This is a genomic window from Streptomyces sp. NPDC088194, from assembly GCF_040702025.1.
Taxonomy (GTDB): Bacteria; Actinomycetota; Actinomycetes; order Streptomycetales; family Streptomycetaceae; genus Actinacidiphila.
The window spans coordinates 1-19,534 of the sequence record NZ_JBFBIV010000046.1 but is presented as its reverse complement, the minus strand read 5'-3'; the positions used below and the strand labels follow the sequence as shown (position 1 = coordinate 19,534).

At 70.4% G+C, this 19,534-nt stretch carries 14 protein-coding genes; 7 read left to right on the top strand and 7 right to left on the bottom strand.

The features are described 5' to 3' along the window. Positions 1 to 103: 103 nt before the first annotated feature. From AB0399_RS24220 to AB0399_RS24190, 7 genes are all read right to left on the bottom strand, one after another. Positions 104 to 301 carry a hypothetical protein gene (locus AB0399_RS24220; RefSeq protein ID WP_328465455.1) on the bottom strand — a complete coding sequence of 66 codons (198 nt, stop codon included), beginning with the start codon at positions 299 to 301 and terminating at the stop codon, positions 104 to 106. Between the two features lie 54 nt (positions 302 to 355). After that, a complete protein-coding gene (locus AB0399_RS24215; protein WP_366412763.1) occupies positions 356 to 2,452 on the bottom strand; it encodes a radical SAM protein in 2,097 nt (698 codons plus the stop codon). Between the two features lie 115 nt (positions 2,453 to 2,567). Next, positions 2,568 to 2,927 (bottom strand): hypothetical protein, encoded by a 360-nt coding sequence (locus tag AB0399_RS24210; RefSeq protein WP_329367969.1) that lies wholly within the window; start codon positions 2,925 to 2,927, stop codon positions 2,568 to 2,570. Positions 2,928 to 3,054: 127 nt separating this feature from the next. Then, entirely contained in the window at positions 3,055 to 4,029 is a 975-nt protein-coding gene (locus AB0399_RS24205; RefSeq protein WP_366412762.1) for a hypothetical protein, read from the bottom strand. 32 nt (positions 4,030 to 4,061) lie between these two features. Beyond that, positions 4,062 to 4,922 carry an ABC transporter permease gene (locus AB0399_RS24200; protein ID WP_329367965.1) on the bottom strand — a complete coding sequence of 287 codons (861 nt, stop codon included), beginning with the start codon at positions 4,920 to 4,922 and terminating at the stop codon, positions 4,062 to 4,064. Next, positions 4,919 to 5,884, bottom strand: coding sequence for an ABC transporter ATP-binding protein (locus AB0399_RS24195; RefSeq protein WP_366412761.1), 966 nt, complete (start codon positions 5,882 to 5,884; stop codon positions 4,919 to 4,921). The genes AB0399_RS24200 and AB0399_RS24195 overlap by 4 nt, the downstream gene beginning before the upstream one ends. 163 nt (positions 5,885 to 6,047) lie before the next feature. Further along, positions 6,048 to 6,410: a hypothetical protein gene (locus AB0399_RS24190; RefSeq protein ID WP_328465467.1), complete on the bottom strand. Its 363-nt coding sequence runs from the start codon at positions 6,408 to 6,410 to the stop codon at positions 6,048 to 6,050. A gap of 358 nt (positions 6,411 to 6,768) precedes the next feature. On the opposite strand from AB0399_RS24190, the gene AB0399_RS24185 reads away from it, so the two are divergent. From AB0399_RS24185 to AB0399_RS24155, 7 genes are all read left to right on the top strand, one after another. After that, positions 6,769 to 9,042: a TOMM precursor leader peptide-binding protein gene (locus tag AB0399_RS24185; protein ID WP_329367960.1), complete on the top strand. Its 2,274-nt coding sequence runs from the start codon at positions 6,769 to 6,771 to the stop codon at positions 9,040 to 9,042. A 215-nt stretch (positions 9,043 to 9,257) separates the two neighbouring features. Then, positions 9,258 to 10,760 carry a SagB family peptide dehydrogenase gene (locus AB0399_RS24180; RefSeq protein WP_329367958.1) on the top strand — a complete coding sequence of 501 codons (1,503 nt, stop codon included), beginning with the start codon at positions 9,258 to 9,260 and terminating at the stop codon, positions 10,758 to 10,760. Next, positions 10,744 to 11,559, top strand: coding sequence for an HlyD family efflux transporter periplasmic adaptor subunit (locus AB0399_RS24175; protein WP_329367956.1), 816 nt, complete (start codon positions 10,744 to 10,746; stop codon positions 11,557 to 11,559). The genes AB0399_RS24180 and AB0399_RS24175 overlap by 17 nt, the downstream gene beginning before the upstream one ends. Positions 11,560 to 11,678: 119 nt before the next feature. Continuing rightward, positions 11,679 to 13,928 (top strand): NHLP family bacteriocin export ABC transporter peptidase/permease/ATPase subunit, encoded by a 2,250-nt coding sequence (locus AB0399_RS24170; RefSeq protein ID WP_366412760.1) that lies wholly within the window; start codon positions 11,679 to 11,681, stop codon positions 13,926 to 13,928. 4 nt (positions 13,929 to 13,932) lie between these two features. After that, a complete protein-coding gene (locus AB0399_RS24165) occupies positions 13,933 to 17,049 on the top strand; it encodes an NHLP bacteriocin export ABC transporter permease/ATPase subunit (protein ID WP_366412759.1) in 3,117 nt (1,038 codons plus the stop codon). Positions 17,050 to 17,225: 176 nt separating this feature from the next. Then, the gene (locus tag AB0399_RS24160; protein WP_366412758.1) at positions 17,226 to 18,611 is read left to right on the top strand and encodes a cytochrome P450; all 1,386 of its coding nucleotides are present in this window, start codon (positions 17,226 to 17,228) and stop codon (positions 18,609 to 18,611) included. Next, positions 18,604 to 19,437: a methyltransferase domain-containing protein gene (locus AB0399_RS24155; RefSeq protein ID WP_329367947.1), complete on the top strand. Its 834-nt coding sequence runs from the start codon at positions 18,604 to 18,606 to the stop codon at positions 19,435 to 19,437. The genes AB0399_RS24160 and AB0399_RS24155 overlap by 8 nt, the downstream gene beginning before the upstream one ends. Positions 19,438 to 19,534 lie beyond the last annotated feature (97 nt).

Below are 19,534 nucleotides of genomic sequence, written 5' to 3'. Positions count from 1 at the left end.
CCGGTCCCCCCTCGCATGGCGGCAGGATAGCGAACGGGGGCAGCCGGACCGGGCCCCCCGAACCCGCCCTTGCCGGCTGCCGACCGCACCGCCCCCCGCGGGCTCAGCGGCGGTTGCGCTGCCGGGGAGCCCGGCGCGGCGTGCCCTCGGCGCCACCGCCCCTGGCCATGGTGTACACCATGCTGGTGAGCACGCCGCCGACGATGATCACGGCGATCCCGACGGTGGTGTTGATGAGGAAGCCCCCGAGGATGAGCAAGGCGTAGATCGGCGGGGTGGCGTTGCGGACGTTTCGGTTCACGGCAGGGGTCCTTCTTGGGGGGGTGGGCTCGGGGGGCGGAGTCGACGGGGGTGGCTAGGCAGTGTGGGGAACCGCGATCGGCTGAACCGTCTCGCGTTGCGGCAGGCGTTGGACATCGAGGCGCATGCCGACATCGTGGAGAGGACGTCCGCTGCCGTGCCAGACCGAGAGCGAGTACGGGCTGAAGGGGTAGCGGGTCCTCGACTCGGGTACCTCGATCCGGCCGTGCACCAGACTCTCGCCGGAAACGGCGGCGGGGGCGCCGCCCGGCACGTCGCCGTACGACCTCAGCAGGTCGAACAGCGCTTCCGGCAGCGCGAAGTCGTGCTGCTCCGCCTTCCCGTGGATTCCCGCGCGGAAGACCGCCGCCGCCGCCAGGTCCAGGCCGGTGACCATGTCGAGGTCGCTGCGGTCCGGCAACGGGCGCCCCTGGGAGGTGAGCTCTTCGTACAGGAAGTCCACGGCACTTCGAGCATAGCGGGCGGCGCGGTCCGCATCGCCGACCATGCGCCGCAGGATCGCCTGGTAGTGGAGCTCCTCGTGGATCACGGGACGCCCGATGTTCCGGTACAGCAGGTCGCGGTCGAAGCTCTCGGGCTCCCGCCAGACACGGTCGTAGTCGGCCATCAGGAAGGAGATCAGCGGGTCTTCCACCGCCCCCTCGCGCAGGAACGTGCCGAGCAGTTCGATCAGGTCCACCGTGCGCGCACCCGAGGTCTCGGCGAGGACGCGGATCGTCGAGCGGAGCAGGCACTTGTGGAAGAGCGTCAGCGGAATCCGGAAGGCCATCCCGCTCAGCCAGTCGTCGAACGTCACCCGGGAGTGCTCGGTGACGACGTCGGCCATCAGGTCCGTGTTGCCGGGGTCGCAGGGCAGGTGCCTGGTGCGCAGGCCGTGATCGTCCCGGAAGCGGTCATGCGTGTAGTCGGTGTTGTTGAGCAGCAGCAGCGGGTAGATGACCGGTGAGCCGCCCGAGGTGATCGCCTCCTCGATCCCGGTCATGTGGGTGGCGCGGGACTCGCCGGGCAGACCCCAGATGAGGTCGGTGTAGGTGGGGATGTTCTGGGCCCGGAACTGGGTCTGCATACGGCGGTAGTTGTCGACGCGGATGTTGCGGCGGTTGGCGATCTGCAGGACATCCGGGTCGAAGGACTGTGCCGACAGGGTGATCGCCCCGGTCAGCCCGGCCCGGTACAGGATTCCCGCGATCTCCACCACCCGGCCGTTGGTGTTCTTCGCCCAGTTCGTCATCACCAGCAGACGCTTGTTGTGGCGCCGGCACAGCTCCACGATGTGGCGCGCGATGTCGACGTCGCGCGCGACGATGCCGAAGTTGGCGTCGGCGATGAACAGTTGCGTGCCGTTGGCGGCGACCCGGACGATCCGATCCAGCTCGCTCAGGATGCGGTCCATGGGGAACTGGCGGATCTTGGAGTTGGTGGCCCCGCCCCAGTAGCAGAAGGCGCAGGAGTAGGGGCAGCCCCGGTTGGTCTCGTACACCAGCATCCGGGACTGCGCGATGTCCTCGTCGGCCCAGGTGTTCCCGAGCAGCGGTGAGGGCAGCTCGGCGAGGTCCTCGATCCGGGGGGCCGCGGCGGTGGTGACCACCTCGCCGTCGGCGCAGCGGTAGCTGATGCCGGGCAGGGCGCCCAACTCGCTCTCCGCGGTGGCCGGTTCCTCGTGGCGCAGGAAGACGCGCAGCAGGTCGCGGAAGCGCATCTCGCCCTCGCCGTGGACGAGGACGTCCACCCAGGGCGCCTCGTCGAACACCACCGGCTGGTGCGTCACGTCGTTGCCGCCCACCACGATGCGGCAGCGCGGCCAGCGCTCCTTGATCCGGCGGGCCAGTTCGAGCGTGCCGGGCCGGTTCCAGAAGTAGACGGTGAACGCGACCGCCAGGGGATCGTCCAGCGCGTCCAGCACCTTGGCGCAGGCGGTCTCGAAGGCGTCCCCGCCCTGCATGTACACGTGTTTGGCGAAGGAACAGGCTTCGGCGAGGTCCGGGGCCGCCTCGGCGGCGGCCTGCAGGTAGCCCAGTACGGCGCTGTAGCGGACACCGGGCATCACGGTCAGCTCGACCAGGTGCACTTGGCGCCGTGCAGCCGCGGCAGGGGGCGCACCGGGCCCGGCAGACAGGTCGGCTGACGTCATTTCTCGAACCCTTCTCGACGTTCGGTTGCGTTGACCGGCACCGCCGGAATCAGCCGGCCGGACCGACGAGGAACTCGTCCGTCGCGGCCGACTGATTCCGGCAACCACCTTCGGATCAGGTGCAGGTGCAGCAGGGCGAGCAGCAGCAGCAGTAGCTGTCGCCGCCGGCCACGGCCTCAAGGTCGGCCTCGGACAGCTCGCGGTCCTCGATCTGGGGCGAGGTCGGCACCCGCAGCTCGTACACACCGGTCACCTTGCCGGCGCCCCAGAGGTCCACCTGGGCCTCCAGGTCGGGGTCGCCCCCGATGTCCCGGACGATGCGCACGGTGGCGTCCGCCGGCAGCTCCAGGCCCTGCTCGGCAAGCGCCGTACGCGGGTTCGCCTCCAGCCGGTTCACGTAGTCCTCGTCCGACCACGCAACCGTCAGCACCTTGGTGTAGGCGCTGACGAACGCTGACCTTTCTCGCGGTTCCATGGATCTCCTTCTTGATCAACTACCGGGCGTCACAGTCGACGTCCGGGGCGTCCCTGCCGGTGAGGCCGGGACGATCCCTGCCGGGAAGGCCGGGAATTCTGGGGTGCGGGCCGCAAGGGCGGGGAACCTATCCGTCGACCGACAGCAGGTAGTCGCTGAAGCCGAGGAGTTGGACCCCGGGGCCCGGTGTGGAGGCGGGCGGGATGACGCTGAGGTACACCTCGAGCCGGTCGATCACGTACTGCGAGGAGTGCGCGCCCTGGGGGCTGCCCGCCATGGCCGCCTCCGGGCTGCCCGGGTCGAGGGCGACCGTCCCGTAGCCGGAGGAGGAGGTCATGGTGTCCTGCACCTTGACCGCGCTGAACGCCAGTACCCCTCCGTCCCGGGTGCGCAGCATGTACGACGGGTACTCGTGCGACAGCAGGACGCGGTTCAGCACGCCGCCGCGGGACTTCAACTCCTGTGCGTTGGCGTTGAAGGTGCCGGCGAGATCGACGGTGAGCGCCTGACTCGGAGCCAGCGGCACGTCGGCGTCCTTGTGGCCCTGCGCGAAGTCGTTGTATGCCTTGGCCAGTTCGCTGGGCGGTGCCAGCAGGCCGTCGCTGCTGGTGACTTCCGGCGCGCCGTCGGCGCTGTCCTCTTCCAGCGTCGGCGGCCCGGTGGTGGTGTCGGTGGCCAACGGGTAGTAGGCGACCTTGTACTTCGCCGACGGCTGGTCCTGGACGAACAGCGTGTACACCGGCTCCGGGGTGACCCGGTCGGACTGGAGCATCGGGGCGATCGCCAGGAAGTAGTGCGGGTAGCTGGTGACTCGCGGGAAGACGAACCTGGGCGTGACGAAGCTCCGGTCCGTCACCTGGATCTTCTGCGCCTTCGCGACCGTCAGAGCGGCCTTGCTCGCCACGGAAGCCGGCGGCTCCTCGATGGTGGACAGCGTCTTGACGTTCTTGAGGGTGATCGCGTTGCTGGTCGATGAGTACTGCTCCAGCAACTTGGTCGCCAGGGGCACTCCGACCGGCGGGGGGGCCGCGGGAGAAGCGGTTGCCTTGGGCGTGGACGATCCGCTGCCGCATCCGGCGACGAGCACCGCGAGACCTGCCACGGCCGTCCACGTTCTTATCCTGCCGAGTGCGTTCACTTTCTGGCCCGCCCCCACTTGAAGGTCGCCAGGCTCAGCAGGAGCCCGGCCAGGCACCACCCGCCGAGAACCAGGGCCGTACGCCCGTGCTCCCAGCTGCCGGCTGCCTCGGATTGCTGGAAGGAGTCGGACAGGAACGCCGACCGCAGTCCCTGGGCCATCCATTTGAGCGGGAAGCATCCCGCTATCACCTGCATGAAGCCGGGGAGGGAGGTGAACACGAAGAACACGCCCGAGATGAGCTGCAGCCCGAGATAGGGCAGTTGCACCACCGGCGCCGCGGCACGCGCGTTGGGGGCCACCCGGCTGTAGGCGATGCCGAGGAAGGAGCAGGCGACGATGCCGAGGACCACCACCCACACGAAGGTGAACCAGCGCGCCCCGGTGTCCGGAAGGTGCAGGCCGAACAGGCCCACGCCGACCGCCAGCAGCACCACGGTCTCGAGCACCCCGATGACGAACGCCTGGACGACCTTGCCCAGGAAGTACGACACCGGCGACATCGGCGTCGCGGCCAGCCGGCGCAGCGTGCCGTCGTCGCGCTCGACCGCGATGGCGACGGCGAGGCTGGAGAAGGTGGTGCTCATGATGCCGGAGGCGATGATCCCGGCGATCAGCACCTGCTTCATGGGGGTGTGGGTACCGGGGGCGTTGCCCGAGTAGATGGCGCCGAAGATCAGCAGCAGCACGAGCGGCAGGGCGAAGGTGAAGACCACCGCTTGCCGGTTGCGGAAGTAGCTCCTCAGCTCGATGCCGGCGCGGGCCGCCGCCACCCTGCCGATCGAAGGCGTCCGCCGCTCGCGCGCGCGGGGCTCGGACCGGTACTCCAGGGCCGTGGTTTCCGTTCCACCGGTCATGCGACGTGCTCCAGTTCGGGTTCGGGCGCCGGGGTCGCGGTGTCGGCCGCGATCATCCGGAGATAGACGTCCTCCAGCGTGGGCCTGGTGACGGTCAGTCCCGGCAGGTCGTCGCTCCCCAGCCGGGCCGCCCAGTCGAGCAGGACCCGCAAGGTGGCGGCCGGTGCTGCCGTGCCGATCCGGACCTGGCCCTCCGCCCGTCCGAGCGGTGCCGCGCCGGCCGGTTGGACGGCCGGCAGTTCAGCTCCGTGCAGGGCGCCCGCCGCGTGGAACTCGATGACGGCCTCGCCGTCGGCGCGCCCGCCGATGTCCGCGGGTGCGCCCTCTTCGGCGACCTTTCCGCGCAGCAGGATGGCGACCCGGTCGCAGAGCACCTCGACCTCGTCGAGGTAGTGGGTGGTGAGCATCAGCGTGGTGCCGTCCGCCGCCAGCGCCCGGATCAGGTCCCAGGTGACGCGCCGTGCCTGCGGGTCCAGGCCCGTGGTGGGTTCGTCGAGGAAGACCAGTTCGGGGCGTCCGACGATGCCGAGCGCGATGTCCAGGCGGCGCTGCTGGCCGCCGGAGAGCCGGCCGGTGCGTTCGTTCGCCTTCTCGCCGAGTCCCGTCCGCTCGATCACGCTGCCGACGGGCAAGGGGTCGGGGTACAGGGAGGCGAAGTGGGAGACGACCTCCTTGACGGTGAGCTGGTCGAACGAGCCCATGTCCTGGGGGACGATGCCGATCCGGGCGCGCCACTGCGCCCCCGCGCCTGCGGGGTCCTGGCCGAGGACGCTGACCGACCCCGCGCTGCGGCTGCTGAAGCCCGTGAGGATCTCCTGCGTGGTGGTCTTCCCCGCGCCGTTCGGGCCGAGCAGACCGAAGATCTCGCCGCGTCCCACGTGGAGGTCGACCCCGTGCAGCACGGGTACGGCTCCGTAGGACTTGCGTAGTCCGGACACCCCGATCACTTCCGGTCCGGGCATGGGTATCACCTCGAGGTTCCGCGGGTCTGCTCTGTCTGGTGCTGTGCGCGATCGAAGACCGAAGGTGGATCAAAGGCCGAAGGTGGAACGAAGGCCGGGGGTGGATCGAAGGCCGAAGGTGGAGAGCGCCGCGGCTCCACCGGTCGCCGCGACGCCCAACCTGTCAGGTGCAGGTGCAGCAGGGGCAGCAGCAGCAGCAGTAGGTGTTGTCGCCGCCGGAGACCGCTTCCAGGTCCGCCTCCGACAGTTCGCGGTCCTCGATCTGGGGCGAGGCGGGCACCCTCAGCTCGTAGACGCCGGTCGCCTTGCCGGCGCCCCAGAGCGAAACCTGGGCCTCCAGGTCGGGATCGCCGCCGACATCCCGGACCACGTGCACCGTGGCATTCGCGGGCAGTTCCAGACCCTGTTCGGCCAGCGCGGTACGCGGGTCCGCCTGCAGCCGCGACACGTAGTCCTCGTTCGACCAGGCAGCTGTCAGCACCTTGGTGTAGGCACTGACGAATGCCGACCTTTCCCTGGGCTCCATGAGCACCCCTTACTTGTCGATTTCGGTATCAAACCAGCTTCGGGTTGATGCGGAAATCATCCAGAGCTGACCCCCCGCAAGTCAACTGCGCTCTTCTGCATTTCGACCCGATTCTTTTTGCGGCCTTCCCCGCACCCGCAGAACCCGCCACCTCGTACGGTTGCCGCAGCTCAGAGTGGTCTGAAGTAGGGGACCCTTAGGACTAGTAGGGGACCCCCCTACAGATAAGAAGGCCCCCCGACGGGGGGAAGTCGCGAGCACCGAAAAGATAGCCGACGGTCGTCTCGACTTCCTTGCTCTACCCATCCCGGCGGGTATTAAAGTGTCCGATCAAGTCGAATAATTTTTGGAGGTCGCGGTGGATCTGCCCCGCTTCAAGGCACACCTTGTCCCGCAGGCCGTCGGCTCGGACCGGGTCTTTCTCGTTTCGGAGGAAGGCCACTACCTGGTCCAGGGAAAGGCCGTGGCCGAGGTCGTGCCTTTCCTGGACGGAACCCACACGATCGCCGAGATAGCCCAGAAGCTCTCCGACCGATTCACGCTGGGTGAAGTCGTCTTCGCCATCAGCAAGTTCCAGCGGTTCAACCACCTCGCGGAGGGTCCGGTCGGGACCGACCGCGCCGCGGTGGCCGTCTGGGAGTCCCGGGGAGTGGACGCCGCCGAGGCCGCCCGTCGACTGGACGAGGCCCAGGTGGAGATCACCTCGGTGGGCGCGGTGGACGAGGCGGAGGTGGTGTCCGCGCTGCGGACCACCGGCATCAAGGTGCGGCCGGTCACCGCCGCCAAGGCCGGTGCCGCCGCTCCCACCATGGTCGTCGTACTCGCCGACGACTACTGCAACCCCGAACTCGAGGCCGTGGACGCCCGCCTGCGCGAAGCCGGCATCCCCTGGCTGCTGGCCAAGCCCAACGGCGCCGATGTCTGGACCGGCCCGTACATGGTGCCGGAGGCCACCGGATGCTGGCGCTGCCTGGCCCAACGCCTCGACGGCAACCGGCAGGTGGAGGCGTACCTCAAGCGCAAGCGCGGCGACGACGCTCCGCTCCTCACCTCGCTGGCGGCCTCCCCCTGGTCGGTGGGGCTCTCGGCGCAGCTGGTCGCCAGCGCCGTGGCCAACATCATCGGGGCCGAAGCGTCCGACCACCAGGGCGTCCTGGTCTCGGTGCACGTCCCGACCATGCGCACCGAGCGCCACCAGCTGATCCGGCAGCCGCAGTGTCCCGGCTGCGGTGACCCCGCGGTCCTGCACATCGACCCCCGGATCGAACTGACCGAGCAGACCGTGCAGTTCAGCGCGGACGGCGGGCACCGGACGATGCGCCCCGACGACACCTACAAGCGGCTGGAGAAGCACATCAGCCGGCTGACCGGCGCGGTCAGCTCGCTGCGGCTGCTCAACGACGTCGACAACGGCGTCACCTACAGCTACTCGGCCGGCCACAACTTCGCGATGCCCGGCGACAACCTGGCCATGCTGCGCCGCAACCTGCGCGGCCAGAGCGGCGGCAAGGGCCGCAGCGACATCCAGGCGCGCGTCAGCGGAGTGTGCGAGGCCATCGAGCGGTACTCGGGCGTGTGGCGCGGTGACCGCCGCACCCGCCGGGCCAGCTTCGACGCGCTCGGTCCCGACCTGGCGGTGCACGCCAACGACCTGCTGCAGTACTCCGAGGCGCAGTACGCCGGCCGGGAGGTGTGGAACCACACCGGCGCGGGCCGGCTGCACATCGTGCCGGACCCGTTCGACACCAGCCGCGAGATCGAGTGGACCTCGGCCTGGTCGCTGACGCACGACCGGGAGCGCCTGGTGCCGGCGGGATACGCCTGGTTCGGCCACCCCGACCTGGTGGACAACTTCTACTGCTTCAGCGACGGCAACGGCAACGCCGCCGGGAACACCCTGGAGGAGGCGATCCTGCAGGCGTTCTACGAGATCTCCGAGCGCGACGCGGTCGCCCTGTGGTGGTACAACCGGGTGCTGCGACCCGGCTTCGACCTCGACAGCCTGGGCGAGCCGTACATCGACACCCTGCGCGACTTCTACACCGGCATGAACCGCAGCCTTGAGGTGGTGGACATCACCACCGACCTGGGCATCCCCACCTTCGCCGCGGTCTCGCGCCGGACCGACCACCCGGTGGAGGACGTGCTCCTGGGCTTCGGGGCACACCTCGACGTGCGGATCGCCGTCCTGCGGGCCCTGACCGAGGTCAACCAGTTCCTTCCGGCGGTGATCAACCGCAACGCGGACGGTTCCACCGACTACTGGGAGGACGACCCGGACACCCTCGCGTGGCTGAAGGAGGTGACGGTCGCCCAGGACCCGTGGGTCGCTCCGGCCGCGAACCTCACCCCCACGTCGGCCAGTACCTACGCCGGCCTGTTCTCCGGCGACCTGGCCAAGGACATCCGCAACGGTGTCGAGCGGGTCGAGAAGGCCGGCCTCGAAGTGATCGTCCTCGACCAGAGCCTGCCCGACCTGGAGTTGAAGGTCGCCAAGGTCATGGTCCCGGGCATGCGCCACTTCTGGCGCCGGCTGGCTCCGGGCCGACTCTACGACGTGCCGGTGAAGCTGGGCTGGCTGTCCGAGCCGACCGCCGAGGACCAGATGAACCCGCGCAGCGTCTTCTTCTGATCGGCCGGTCCGTCGATCAGCCGGTCCACCGTTCCTTTGATCCGCTGATCCGCCGGTCTCCCGGTCTGCCGGTCCGCCGCTCTGCCGGCCCGCCGGTCCGTTGATCCGTCTCTCATGCCGTCGTCCCGAGCGGACCCCCGCCGGGGCGGCGGCCTGAACGTCATGGCCTTGCCCAGTGACAGGGCTTTCCCCACCGCAGTCTCCCTGGAGATGACATGACTGGTCCCGACGCTTCCGGCGTCATCAGCAACCACCCACCCGCACCCGGTCCGGTGCGGGTCGGTGAACTCCTGCGGCTCCACCCGGGCGCTCGGGTCGTCCCCGTCCCCAGCGGCGCGACCCAGATCTTCATCGGGCAACGCGGCACCTCGCTGGGCGCCCTGTCACCGGGACTGGCGGCGGCCGTCGAACTGCTCGGCACCAAGCCGGTCGACAACGACGAGCTGCTGGAGGTCGTCCGGAGCCACGAGGGCGAGCTCGGCATGCTCAAGACGCCCAAGCTGCTGCAGCGGCTGCGCGCGGGCGGCTGGCTCGCGGTCACCCTGGAGGCCGCGGGGAAGCCGCTGTTGACGTTCCGGCCGCTCGGCCCTGCCGTTCCGCCCGTTCTCAAGCACGACGGTGACCCGGCCGAGCTGCGGATGTCGCGCTTCGCCGTCCTGCGCGCCGAGGGCACCGGCATGGTGCTGGAGTCGCCGCTGGCGCACGTCGCCGTCGAACTGCACGATCCCGCACTCGCCGGGCTGCTGGCCTCGCTGCCCGCGCGGCAGGACCCGGGGCAGGCTCCCCAGGACACCGAGAGCGCGCGGACCCACCTGCCGGAGCAGCCGGAAGTGGTCTCCGCGCTGCTGAGCGCCCTGGCCCGGCACGGCTTCCTGGTGCCGCGCAGCGGCGCCGCCGAGGAGGACTTCCGCTTCGCCCAGTGGTCGCCGCACGAGCTGTGGTTCCACAGCCGTACCCGCGTCGGACGCCACGACATGCCGTACGGCGGCACGTACTGGGCCAAGGGCACCGCCGAGCCGCTGCCCGCGGTCCGGCCGTCCTTCGAGGGCGTCTCGGTGGAGCTGCCCCGGGTGGACCTGGAGGCGTTGCGCGCGAGCGACCGGACCCTCACCGAGGTACTGGAGGACCGGCACTCGCTGCGGCTGCACGACAGCTCCTCGCCGCTCACCGCCGCGCAGTTGGGCGAGTTCCTGTACCGGAGCGCACGCAACCGGGCCCAGTACGACGACGGTTCCCAGCAACTCGGCGACCGGCCCTACCCGTCCGGCGGCCGGGCGTACGAGCTGGAGATCTACCCGCTGATCGACCAGGTGGACGGTGTGGCACCGGGCCTGTACCACTACGACCCCGAGGGGCACCGGCTGGAACTCGTCGCCGAGCCCGGGCCGGCGCTGACCCGCCTCACCGAGATGTCCCGCGCGACCGCGCAGATGTCCGCCGCCCCGCAGGTGACGCTGCTGATCACGGCCCGCTTCGGGCGGGTGATGTGGAAGTACTCCACGATGGGTTACGCCCTGGTGCTCAAGCACGTGGGGGTGCTGTACCAGGTGATGTACAGCGTCGCCACCGCGATGGGGCTCGCGGGCTGCGGGCTCGGCGGCGGCGACTCCGACGCGTTCGCCGCGGCTTCCGGGGTGGCCTGGGAGAGCGAGTCGACCGTCGGCGAGTTCCTGCTCGGCAGCCGTGGAGAGGAGGACGGCAGTGGAGTTCCGGCGTAAGGCACTGGAGAACCTGCGCGCACCCGACGACCTGGACAGCCCCCTGCGCCTGGCCCGGCCGCGGGCCTGGGCGGTGCTGGCACTCGTGGCGGTGCTCATCGCGGGCGGCCTGGTGTGGTCCTTCAACGGCTCCCTGGCCCGCAACGTGAACATACCGGGCATCCTCACCCACCCGCTGGGGGTCTCCAAGGTCGAGAGTCCGCAGAGCGGACTGGTCTCCGACGTCTTCGCCCAGACCGGGAACCCGGTGACCAAGGGCGCCCCGGTGCTGTCGCTGGTCGACGCCCACGGTGCCACCCAGATCGTCCGGGCCCCCTTCTCCGGCCGGACCATCGCCCTGCTGGTCGACAACGGGCAGTACGTCAACGCGGGCGCGACGTTCATGACGGTGGAGCGCACCGACAGCAAGAACGACCGGCTGGTGGCCGTCCTGTTCGCCCCCGCGGACAAGGCGGGCCAGCTGCAGATCGGCGACGACGTGGACATGGACGTGTCGTCGGCTCCCGCGCAGGCGTTCGGCCTGATGCGCGGCCATGTCACCGCCGTGGACGCGTTCCCGCAGACCGAGCAGCAGGTGCTGGACTTCCTGGGCGGGAACCAGCTGCTGTCCAACCAGCTCCTGAAAAAGGGCGGTCCGGTCCGCATCACCGTCGACCTGGAAACCGACTCCAAGGTCTCCAGCGGCTACCGCTGGACCTCGGCTTCGGGCCCCCCGTTCCGGATCAACTCGTGGACCCAGGTGACCGGTTACGGCCGGCTGCCCGGTGAGCGTCCCATCGATTGGCTGTTGCCGAAATGACGACTCAATCCACGCCCCCACTGCCCGCACCCGGCCGGAGGGCCGACTCGAAGGCGCCGGGCGGACCGTCCCGTGGCCGCGGTCGCCGGCGCGATCGCAGCGAACGCGCCAGGAACCGGATGCGCGTCAAGACCCCCACCGTGATCCAGCTGGAGGCCGTCGAATGCGGCGCGGCCTCGCTGAGCATGGTGCTGGGCTTCTTCGGGCGCTTCGTCCAGCTGGAGGAGCTGCGGACCGCCTGCGGCGTCTCCCGTGACGGCGCCAAGGCCGTCAACCTGCTGCGAGCGGCCCGGAGTTACGGCCTGCTGGCCAGCGGCCGGCAGATGGAGGTGGAGAAGCTCAAGAAGCTGCGGCCGCCGACGATCCTGTTCTGGAACTTCAACCACTTCGTGGTCTACGAGGGCATGGGCACGCGGCTCGGGCGCCCGGTGGTCCACCTCAACGACCCGGCCTCCGGCAAGCGCACGGTCAGCATGGAGGAGTTCGACAAGAGCTTCACCGGCGTCGTCCTCACCTTCGAGCGCGGGCCCGACTTCAGGCGCGGCGGACGTCCCCCGCGCATCTCCACCGACCTGTACTCCCGCTACCGCCGCAACGGCGGGGCGCTGATGCTCGCGCTCCTGGCCAGCATCCTGCTGATCATCCCCGGCGTGGCGGTTCCCGCGTTCACCCGGGCCTTCATCGACCGGGTGCTGAACAACGGCGACCACTCCTTCATCACCCCGCTGATCGGCGCGATGGCCGCGGCCTCGGTGCTGACAGTGGTGCTGACCCTGCTCCAACAGACGCATCTGCTGCGGGTGGAGTCGTCGACGGCGATCCGAAGTTCCGCCCGCGTCGTGCGGCACCTGCTACGACTACCCGTGGTCTTCTTCACCCAGCGCAACCCGGCGGAGATCTCCCAACGGGTCGCCTCCAACGACCGGATCGCCGAGATCCTGTCCCGGGACGTGGCGACCGCGGCGGTCAGCGCGCTGCTCGTGGTCTTCTACGCGATCCTGTTGTGGACCTACGACGTCCAACTGACCCTGATCGGCGTCGGGGTGGCCCTGCTGAACATCGTGGTGCTGCGCCTGGTGGCCCGGCTCCGCAGCGACGCGGTGTCCAAACTCCGGGCGGACCGCGCGCGGTTGACCGCCGCGTCGTTCAACGGCCTGCAACTCATCGAGACGATGAAGGCGTCGGGCTCGGAGAACGACTACTTCGGCCGCTGGGCCGGCTTCCAGGCCAAGGTGGCCTCGGGATCGCAGGTCCTGGGCACTCCCACCGCGCTGCTCGCCGTCGTACCACCGTTCCTGGCGGCGGTGGACAGCGGCTGCATCCTGCTGATCGGCGGGACCAAGGCGATCGACGGGCACATCTCGATCGGTCTGCTGGTCGCCTTCCAGACGCTGGTGACGAACTTCACCCGCCCCGTCTCCCAGTTGAGCAACCTGGGGCCGCGGGTGCAGGACGTGGCCGCCGACATCAACCGGCTCAAGGACATCGAACGGTTCCCGCTGGCCTCCGACTTCACCAACAAGGTGATCGACACCGGCTCGGCCGCCGCGCCGGCCGGCGCGCCCGGCCAGCCACCGGTGCCGCAGGACCCGCACGGGCAGCCCGGCACGGGCCGGCCCGCCTCCCGCAAGTCCTCCCGTCGGCCCACCAGCGTGGCCAGCGTGAAGATGATCGATGTCACCTTCGGCTACAGCCCGTTGGGCGAACCGCTGCTGCGCGACTTCGACCTGACCGTGCTGCCCGGCCAGCGGGTGGCGCTGGTGGGCGGCTCGGGCAGCGGAAAGTCCACGGTGAGCCGGCTCATCGCCGGCCTGTACGAGCCGCGGTCCGGTCAGATCCTCTTCGACGGCCGGGAACGCCGGACCTACACCCGTGACACCCTCGGCAACTCGGTGGCCTTCGTCGACCAGGACATCTTCCTCTTCGAGGGAACCGTCCGGGAGAACGTCACCTTGTGGGACACCTCCATCCCCGACGAGAGGATCGTCGCGGCGCTGCGCGACGCGGCCGTCTACGACGTCGTGGCCTCCCGGCCGGGCACCCTCAACAGCCTTGTCTCCGAGGGCGGCACCAACTTCTCGGGCGGTCAGCGGCAGCGTCTGGAGATCGCCCGCGCCCTGGTGCGCGGGCCCAGCGTCATGGTGCTCGACGAGGCCACGAGCGCCCTCGACGCGGAGACCGAGAAACGCATCGACGACAACCTCCGCCGGCTCGGCTGCGCTTGCGTGATCATCGCCCACCGGCTGTCGACGATCCGGGACAGCGACGAGATCCTCGTGCTCGATCACGGCCGGGTCGTGCAGCGCGGCACGCACCACGCCCTTGTCAAGGCAGAGGGACTGTACGCCGACCTGATCCGGGAGCAGTGAAGCCGTGAGCACATCCCACTTCTCGATCAACTACGGCCCGGACGCGATGGATCTGTCCGAGCTCGCAACGGTCCTCAGCCCCCGGACCGACGGCGTCTTCGCGCTGGCCGACCCCGGGCGCATCTGGTTCGTCACCGAGGGCATGCTCGACCTCTTCGCCGCCAGCGAGGAGGAGGGCGGACGCTGGACCTTCCTGTGCCGGGTCGGGACCGGCAGCGTACTGTGCGGCGCCCGGCTGGACGGGCCGACCCTGGTCGGCAAACCGCTGCCCGGGGGCGCCGTGCAGTCCTGCACGCTGGGCGAGGCGCTCAACGTCGCGCTCCCGCGGGTCGGATACGGTGCCGGCGCGCCGGCGAGCCGGCTGGCGAAGCTGCTGGCGGACGGACTGGACGCCGGGTTCGTGGCACTGGCCGACGCGGTGCGGACCGAACTGCCGCCGCGGGAGTTCGTCCCGCTGGAGACGGACAACGCCGACGGGTCGCGCCGCGCCCTGCTGCCGCCCGGTGCCATGGCGCGCTCGGTCGACGGTGTGGTGTGGATCGAGGTGATCCGCGGTTCCGTCGCACTGGCGCTGACCGACTTCGACGAGTCCGGCGGGTCCGCCCGGCCCGCCCCTGCCCCTGCCCCGGCTCCCGCCCCCGCACAGCCCCCCGCGCAGTCCGCACCGCCCGCCCATGACCCGTTCGCCACCATGGGCTGGCCCGGCCGGGGCGTCACCAAGCGGTTCCTGGTCACCGAGTCGGACTGGGTGCGCTCCGCGGACGGCGCGACGGTGGGCGTACTGCGCACCCCGGAGGTCATGGCAGACCCGGGCTTCGCCGAGGAGGTGCTGTCCCAGCAGCGCCTTCTCATGCGCCGGTTGACCGATCGGATGCACAGCCGGCGGTCCACGGCCCGCCGGGAGATGAACCAGCGGCGGAGGCTGGACGCCGAGACGCTCCAGCGTTCCTCGCAGGCTCTGGCATCGGTGCTCGACCCGTTCCGCCTGTCGGGGAGCGGCGACTTCGACCCGGCCGACCAGGACACCTATCTGGCGGTGGCCCGCGTCGTCGGGCACGCCTCGGGCGTCGAGGTCACCCGCACCTCCACGTCGGAGGCATCCGACTCCCGGCTGGGCCCCGTGGAACGGATCGCGGTGTCCTCGCGCTTCCGCACCCGCGAGGTCCGCCTGGACGGCGACTGGTGGAAAACCGACCTGGGGCCGCTCTTCGCCCACCTCGGTTCGGATGCCACCGAAGGGCCGGGCGGCCCCTCAGACATCAACGTCAGCAAGCGCACCCCGGTGGCACTGATCTGGCACCGTGGCCGGTACCAGGTCCGCGAGCCGGGCGGCAGGACCACGAGGGTCGGCCGCTCCTACGCCGCCCGGTTGGAGCCGATCGCGTGGATGTTCTACCCGCCGCTGCCGGACGAACCCCTGGACCGGAACGCTTTGATCCGCTTCGGGCTGCGCGGCAGCGCCCGCGACGCGGCGATGATGATCGGGCTCGGACTGGGCGCGGCGCTGCTGGGCCTGCTGGTCCCGGTGCTCACCGGTAAGGTGCTCGGCGTCCTGGTGCCCCATGCGGACCGGGGGCCCCTGACGCAGGTGTGCGTGGTGCTGTTCGCCGCGGCCCTGCTCTCGGCGGTCCTGTCGGCGGTACAGAACCTGTCGTTGCTCCGGCTGGAGGGGCGCTTCGAGGCGCGGGCCCAAGCCGCGGTGTGGGACCGGCTGTTGCGGCTTCCCACCTCCTTCTTCAACAAGACCTCCACCGGCGAGTTGAGCAACTCCGCGATGGGCATCAGCACCATCCGGGACGTGCTGTCCGGCATCACCACCCAAGTGGTGCTGGGCTGCCTGATGTTCATCACCAACATGAGCCTGCTGTTCTTCTACAGCGTCCCGCTGGCCCTGATGGCGCTGACCCTGGCACTCGGCGGCGGCCTGGTCTGCCTGATCGTGGGGATCAAGCAGACCAAGTGGCAGAAGCTGCTGACCGAGCACGACCACAAGTTGGCCGGCATCCTCTTCCAGATGCTCGGCGGCCTGTCCAAGCTGCGCGTCGCCGTGGCGGAGGACCGGGCGTTCTCCCACTGGGCGCTGGGATTCGCCGGATCGAGGCGGCTGTCCTCCCGTGCCCGCCGCCTGCAGAACGTGGTCACGATCTTCAACTCCGGCTATCTGCTGGTGTGCTCGTTGCTGCTGTTCGCGCTTGTCGGCGGCCCGGCCAGCCACCAGCTGTCCACCAGCGGGTTCCTGACCTTCAACAGCGCCTACGGCATGATGCTGGCGGCCTGCATCCAGATCACCGGAAGCGTCACCATGGCATCGGCCGTGGGACCGCTCTTCGACGGCCTGCAACCGGTGATCTCCGAGGTGCCGGAGGTGTCGGCGGCCAAGGAGTCGCCCGGCGACCTCTACGGCGAGATCGAGGTCAGCAACGTCAGTTTCCGCTACCACGACGACACGCCGCCGGTGCTGCACGATGTCAGCTTCCAGGCCCGGCCCGGGGAGTTCGTCGCCATCGTCGGTCCGACGGGGTGCGGGAAGTCGACGCTGCTGCGGCTGCTGATCGGTTTCGACGAGCCCACCACCGGAGCGGTCCTCTACGACGGCATGGACCTGTCCTCGCTCGACGTGACGGCCGTCCGCCGGCAGTGCGGTGTCGTGCTGCAGAACGGGCAGCTGTTCGCCGGCAGCATCCTGTCCAACATCTGCGGCATGGGCAACTACTCGCTCGACGAAGCCTGGGAGGCCGCCGAGATGGCCGGCCTCGACGAGGACCTCGGACGGATGCCGATGGGCATGCACACCGTCCTGTCCGAAGGGGCGACGACGCTGTCGGCCGGCCAGCGACAGCGGCTCATGATCGCCCGTGCGCTGATCGGCCGGCCCCGCATCCTCTTCTTCGACGAGGCCACCAGCGCGCTGGACAACCGTACGCAGGAGATCGTCACCCAGAGCATGCGGCGGCTGAACGCGAGCCGCATCGTGATCGCCCACCGGCTGTCGACGGTGATGCGGGCCGACCGGGTGCTGGTCCTGGACGCCGGCCGGCTCGTGCAGTCCGGCAGCCCGGACGAGCTGCTTCAGGACAAGGACGGCATGTTCTACCGCCTCGTCCAGCGGCAGATGTCCTGACCCGCTGCCACCTGCGGCCTGCCCGGCCCCGCCGGCCCGGCCCGCCGGTGCGACGGGCGCCGGCATGCGGCCTCCGAGCCGTCATGCCGGCGCCCGGCACCGCCCGGTGCCGTGGCCGGTGGCCGGTCGTGCCGGGCGCGTGATCCCCGACCTGCCCGTTCCGAAGGAGATTTGTCATGCCCCGCCCCTCCACGTCCGGCGTCATCCCGGCAGCCGGCTCCGACGATCGTCCCCCAGGACCGGCAGAGGACCTGGAGCTGGCCGGCATCCGCGCGGACCCGCTCGCCTTTCTGCAGGACCTGGTCAGCGAGTACGGCGACCTGTGCAGCCATCGCACCCGCGGCCAGAACGTGTGGTTCGCCAACTCGCCCGAACTCGTCCAGCACATTCTCAAGGACAACTACACCAACTACACCAAGGCCGGCACGCCGGACGACTTCATGCTGACCCCCCTGCTCGGAAAGGGGCTGCTCACCAGCAACGGCGCGCAGTGGGAACGCCAGCGGCGGCTGTCCGCGCCGTCCTTCCGCCGCGTGGCGGTCGAGTCGTTCGACGGCCTGATGGTCGAGGCGGCCGTCGATCTGGCCACCGCCTGGGGCGAGGCGGCCGACCGGGGCGAGGCCGTTCGCGTGGACCACGACTTCACGGCGCTGACGCTGCGGGTGGTGGCCTCCGCGCTGCTCGGCTCCGAACTGACCGCGGCCGGGCGCGGGTTCGGGCAGGCCGTCGACGACATCAACCGGTTCATCGGCCACTTCGACGGGACCCCGCCCCAGGACGCGGACTTCCGGGCCCGGCTCCGGGCGTACACGGGCGCGAAGGGCTTCCTGGACCGGGTGGTCGGCACCATGATCGGTGCCCGGCGGCTGACCGGCCCCGACGAGCACCCCGGGGACCTGCTGGACGCGATGCTGGGCGCCCGGGACGAGCACGCCAACGCCTTCTCCGACCAGGAGTTGCACGACCAGGTCCTGACCATGGTGATGGCCGGTCACGAGACGACCGCCAAGGCCCTCAGCTGGACGCTCCACCTCCTCGACCGGCACCCCGAGCACGCGGCGCGGGTCCGGGAGGAGATCGACCGGGTGGTGGGTACACGGCTGCCGACCGCCGCGGACCTGTCCGGACTGGTCTACACCAGGCAGTGCCTCGACGAGGCCATCCGTCTGTTCCCGCCGGTGTGGCTGATCTCCCGGCTCGCGGTGGAGGAGGACACGCTCGGCGGGCTCCGTATCCCCGCCGGCACGCTGGTGTGCGTCAGCCCCTGGACGCTGCACCGGCATCCGGACCACTGGGAGGCGCCGGAGGAGTACCGGCCGGAGCGGTTCGAGGCCGAGCAGCAGCATGCCCGCGCGGGCCACTCGTACCTGCCGTTCGGCGGGGGTCCCCGGGTCTGCATCGGGCAGGCGTTCGCCACGACCGAGGCGATGCTCGTGCTGACGGTCGTCCTGCAACGGCTCCGGCTGACCCAGGCGCCCGGCACCACGGTCGTGCCCGAAGCGCTGGTGACCCTGCGGCCGCGTGACGGCCTGCTGATGCAGGTGGAGCGGCGCCATGGATGACGCGGCACAGCAGGTGGGACCGGCCGCTCGCAGCTACCGCCCCGAAGAGGAGCTGGGCGGCTTCGAGCAGGAGGTCACGCGGCTGGACCACCAGGCCGCGCTGACCTGGGCCCACGAGTGGCGCATCCTGCGGCCCCTGGCGCCTTCCGGCGGTGGGGCGGTGCTGGACGCGGGCTGCGGAAACGGCGCGGTGACCGCCGAGTTGAGTGCCGCGCTGCCGGGGACCCGGGTCGTCGGACTGGACGCGCACCCCGGACTCCTGGAGCGGGCGGGTGCCCGCGGGACGGGCGGACCGGAACCGGAACTGTTCCTGGGCGACGTCGGCGACACCCCGTTCGCGGACGAGACGTTCGACCTGGTGCTCTCCCGGTACGTCTTCCAGCACCTGCCGGAGCCGATCGGCGTCGCCCGGGAACTGCGCCGGGTGCTGCGGCCCGGCGGGCACCTTGCCGTGATCGACGTCGATGCCGGACTGTGGGGGACGGCGGAGCCCGATCTGTCCGGCTTCTCGGAAGAGGCGTACCGCGCCCTCGGCGCCGCGCAGTCCGCGGACGGCGGGGACCGGCTGATCGCCAGGCGACTGCCCCGCATCCTCAGGGACGCCGGGTTCACGGACGTGACCGTGCAGCCGTTCGCCTACACCAGCGACGAAGTGGGGCTGGACGCCCTGGCGCCGCAGCTCTCCCCCGAGCGGCTGCTGCCGCTGGTCGAGCGGGGCGCGCTCAGCCTGACCGCGTATCTGCGGGCGATGACCGCCTGGCAGAACTTCGTGGCGCGGGACGGCTTCGTCCTGCTGCTGGGGTTCGCCGTGGTGGGACGGCGGTAGACCCGGGGCGGCCGCCGGCCGGCGTCAAGGGGGCGCGCAATCTCCCACGATCCAGGGGTCCTTGCGCCCGCCGGCGGTCGGGAAGGGCCCGGCCGGC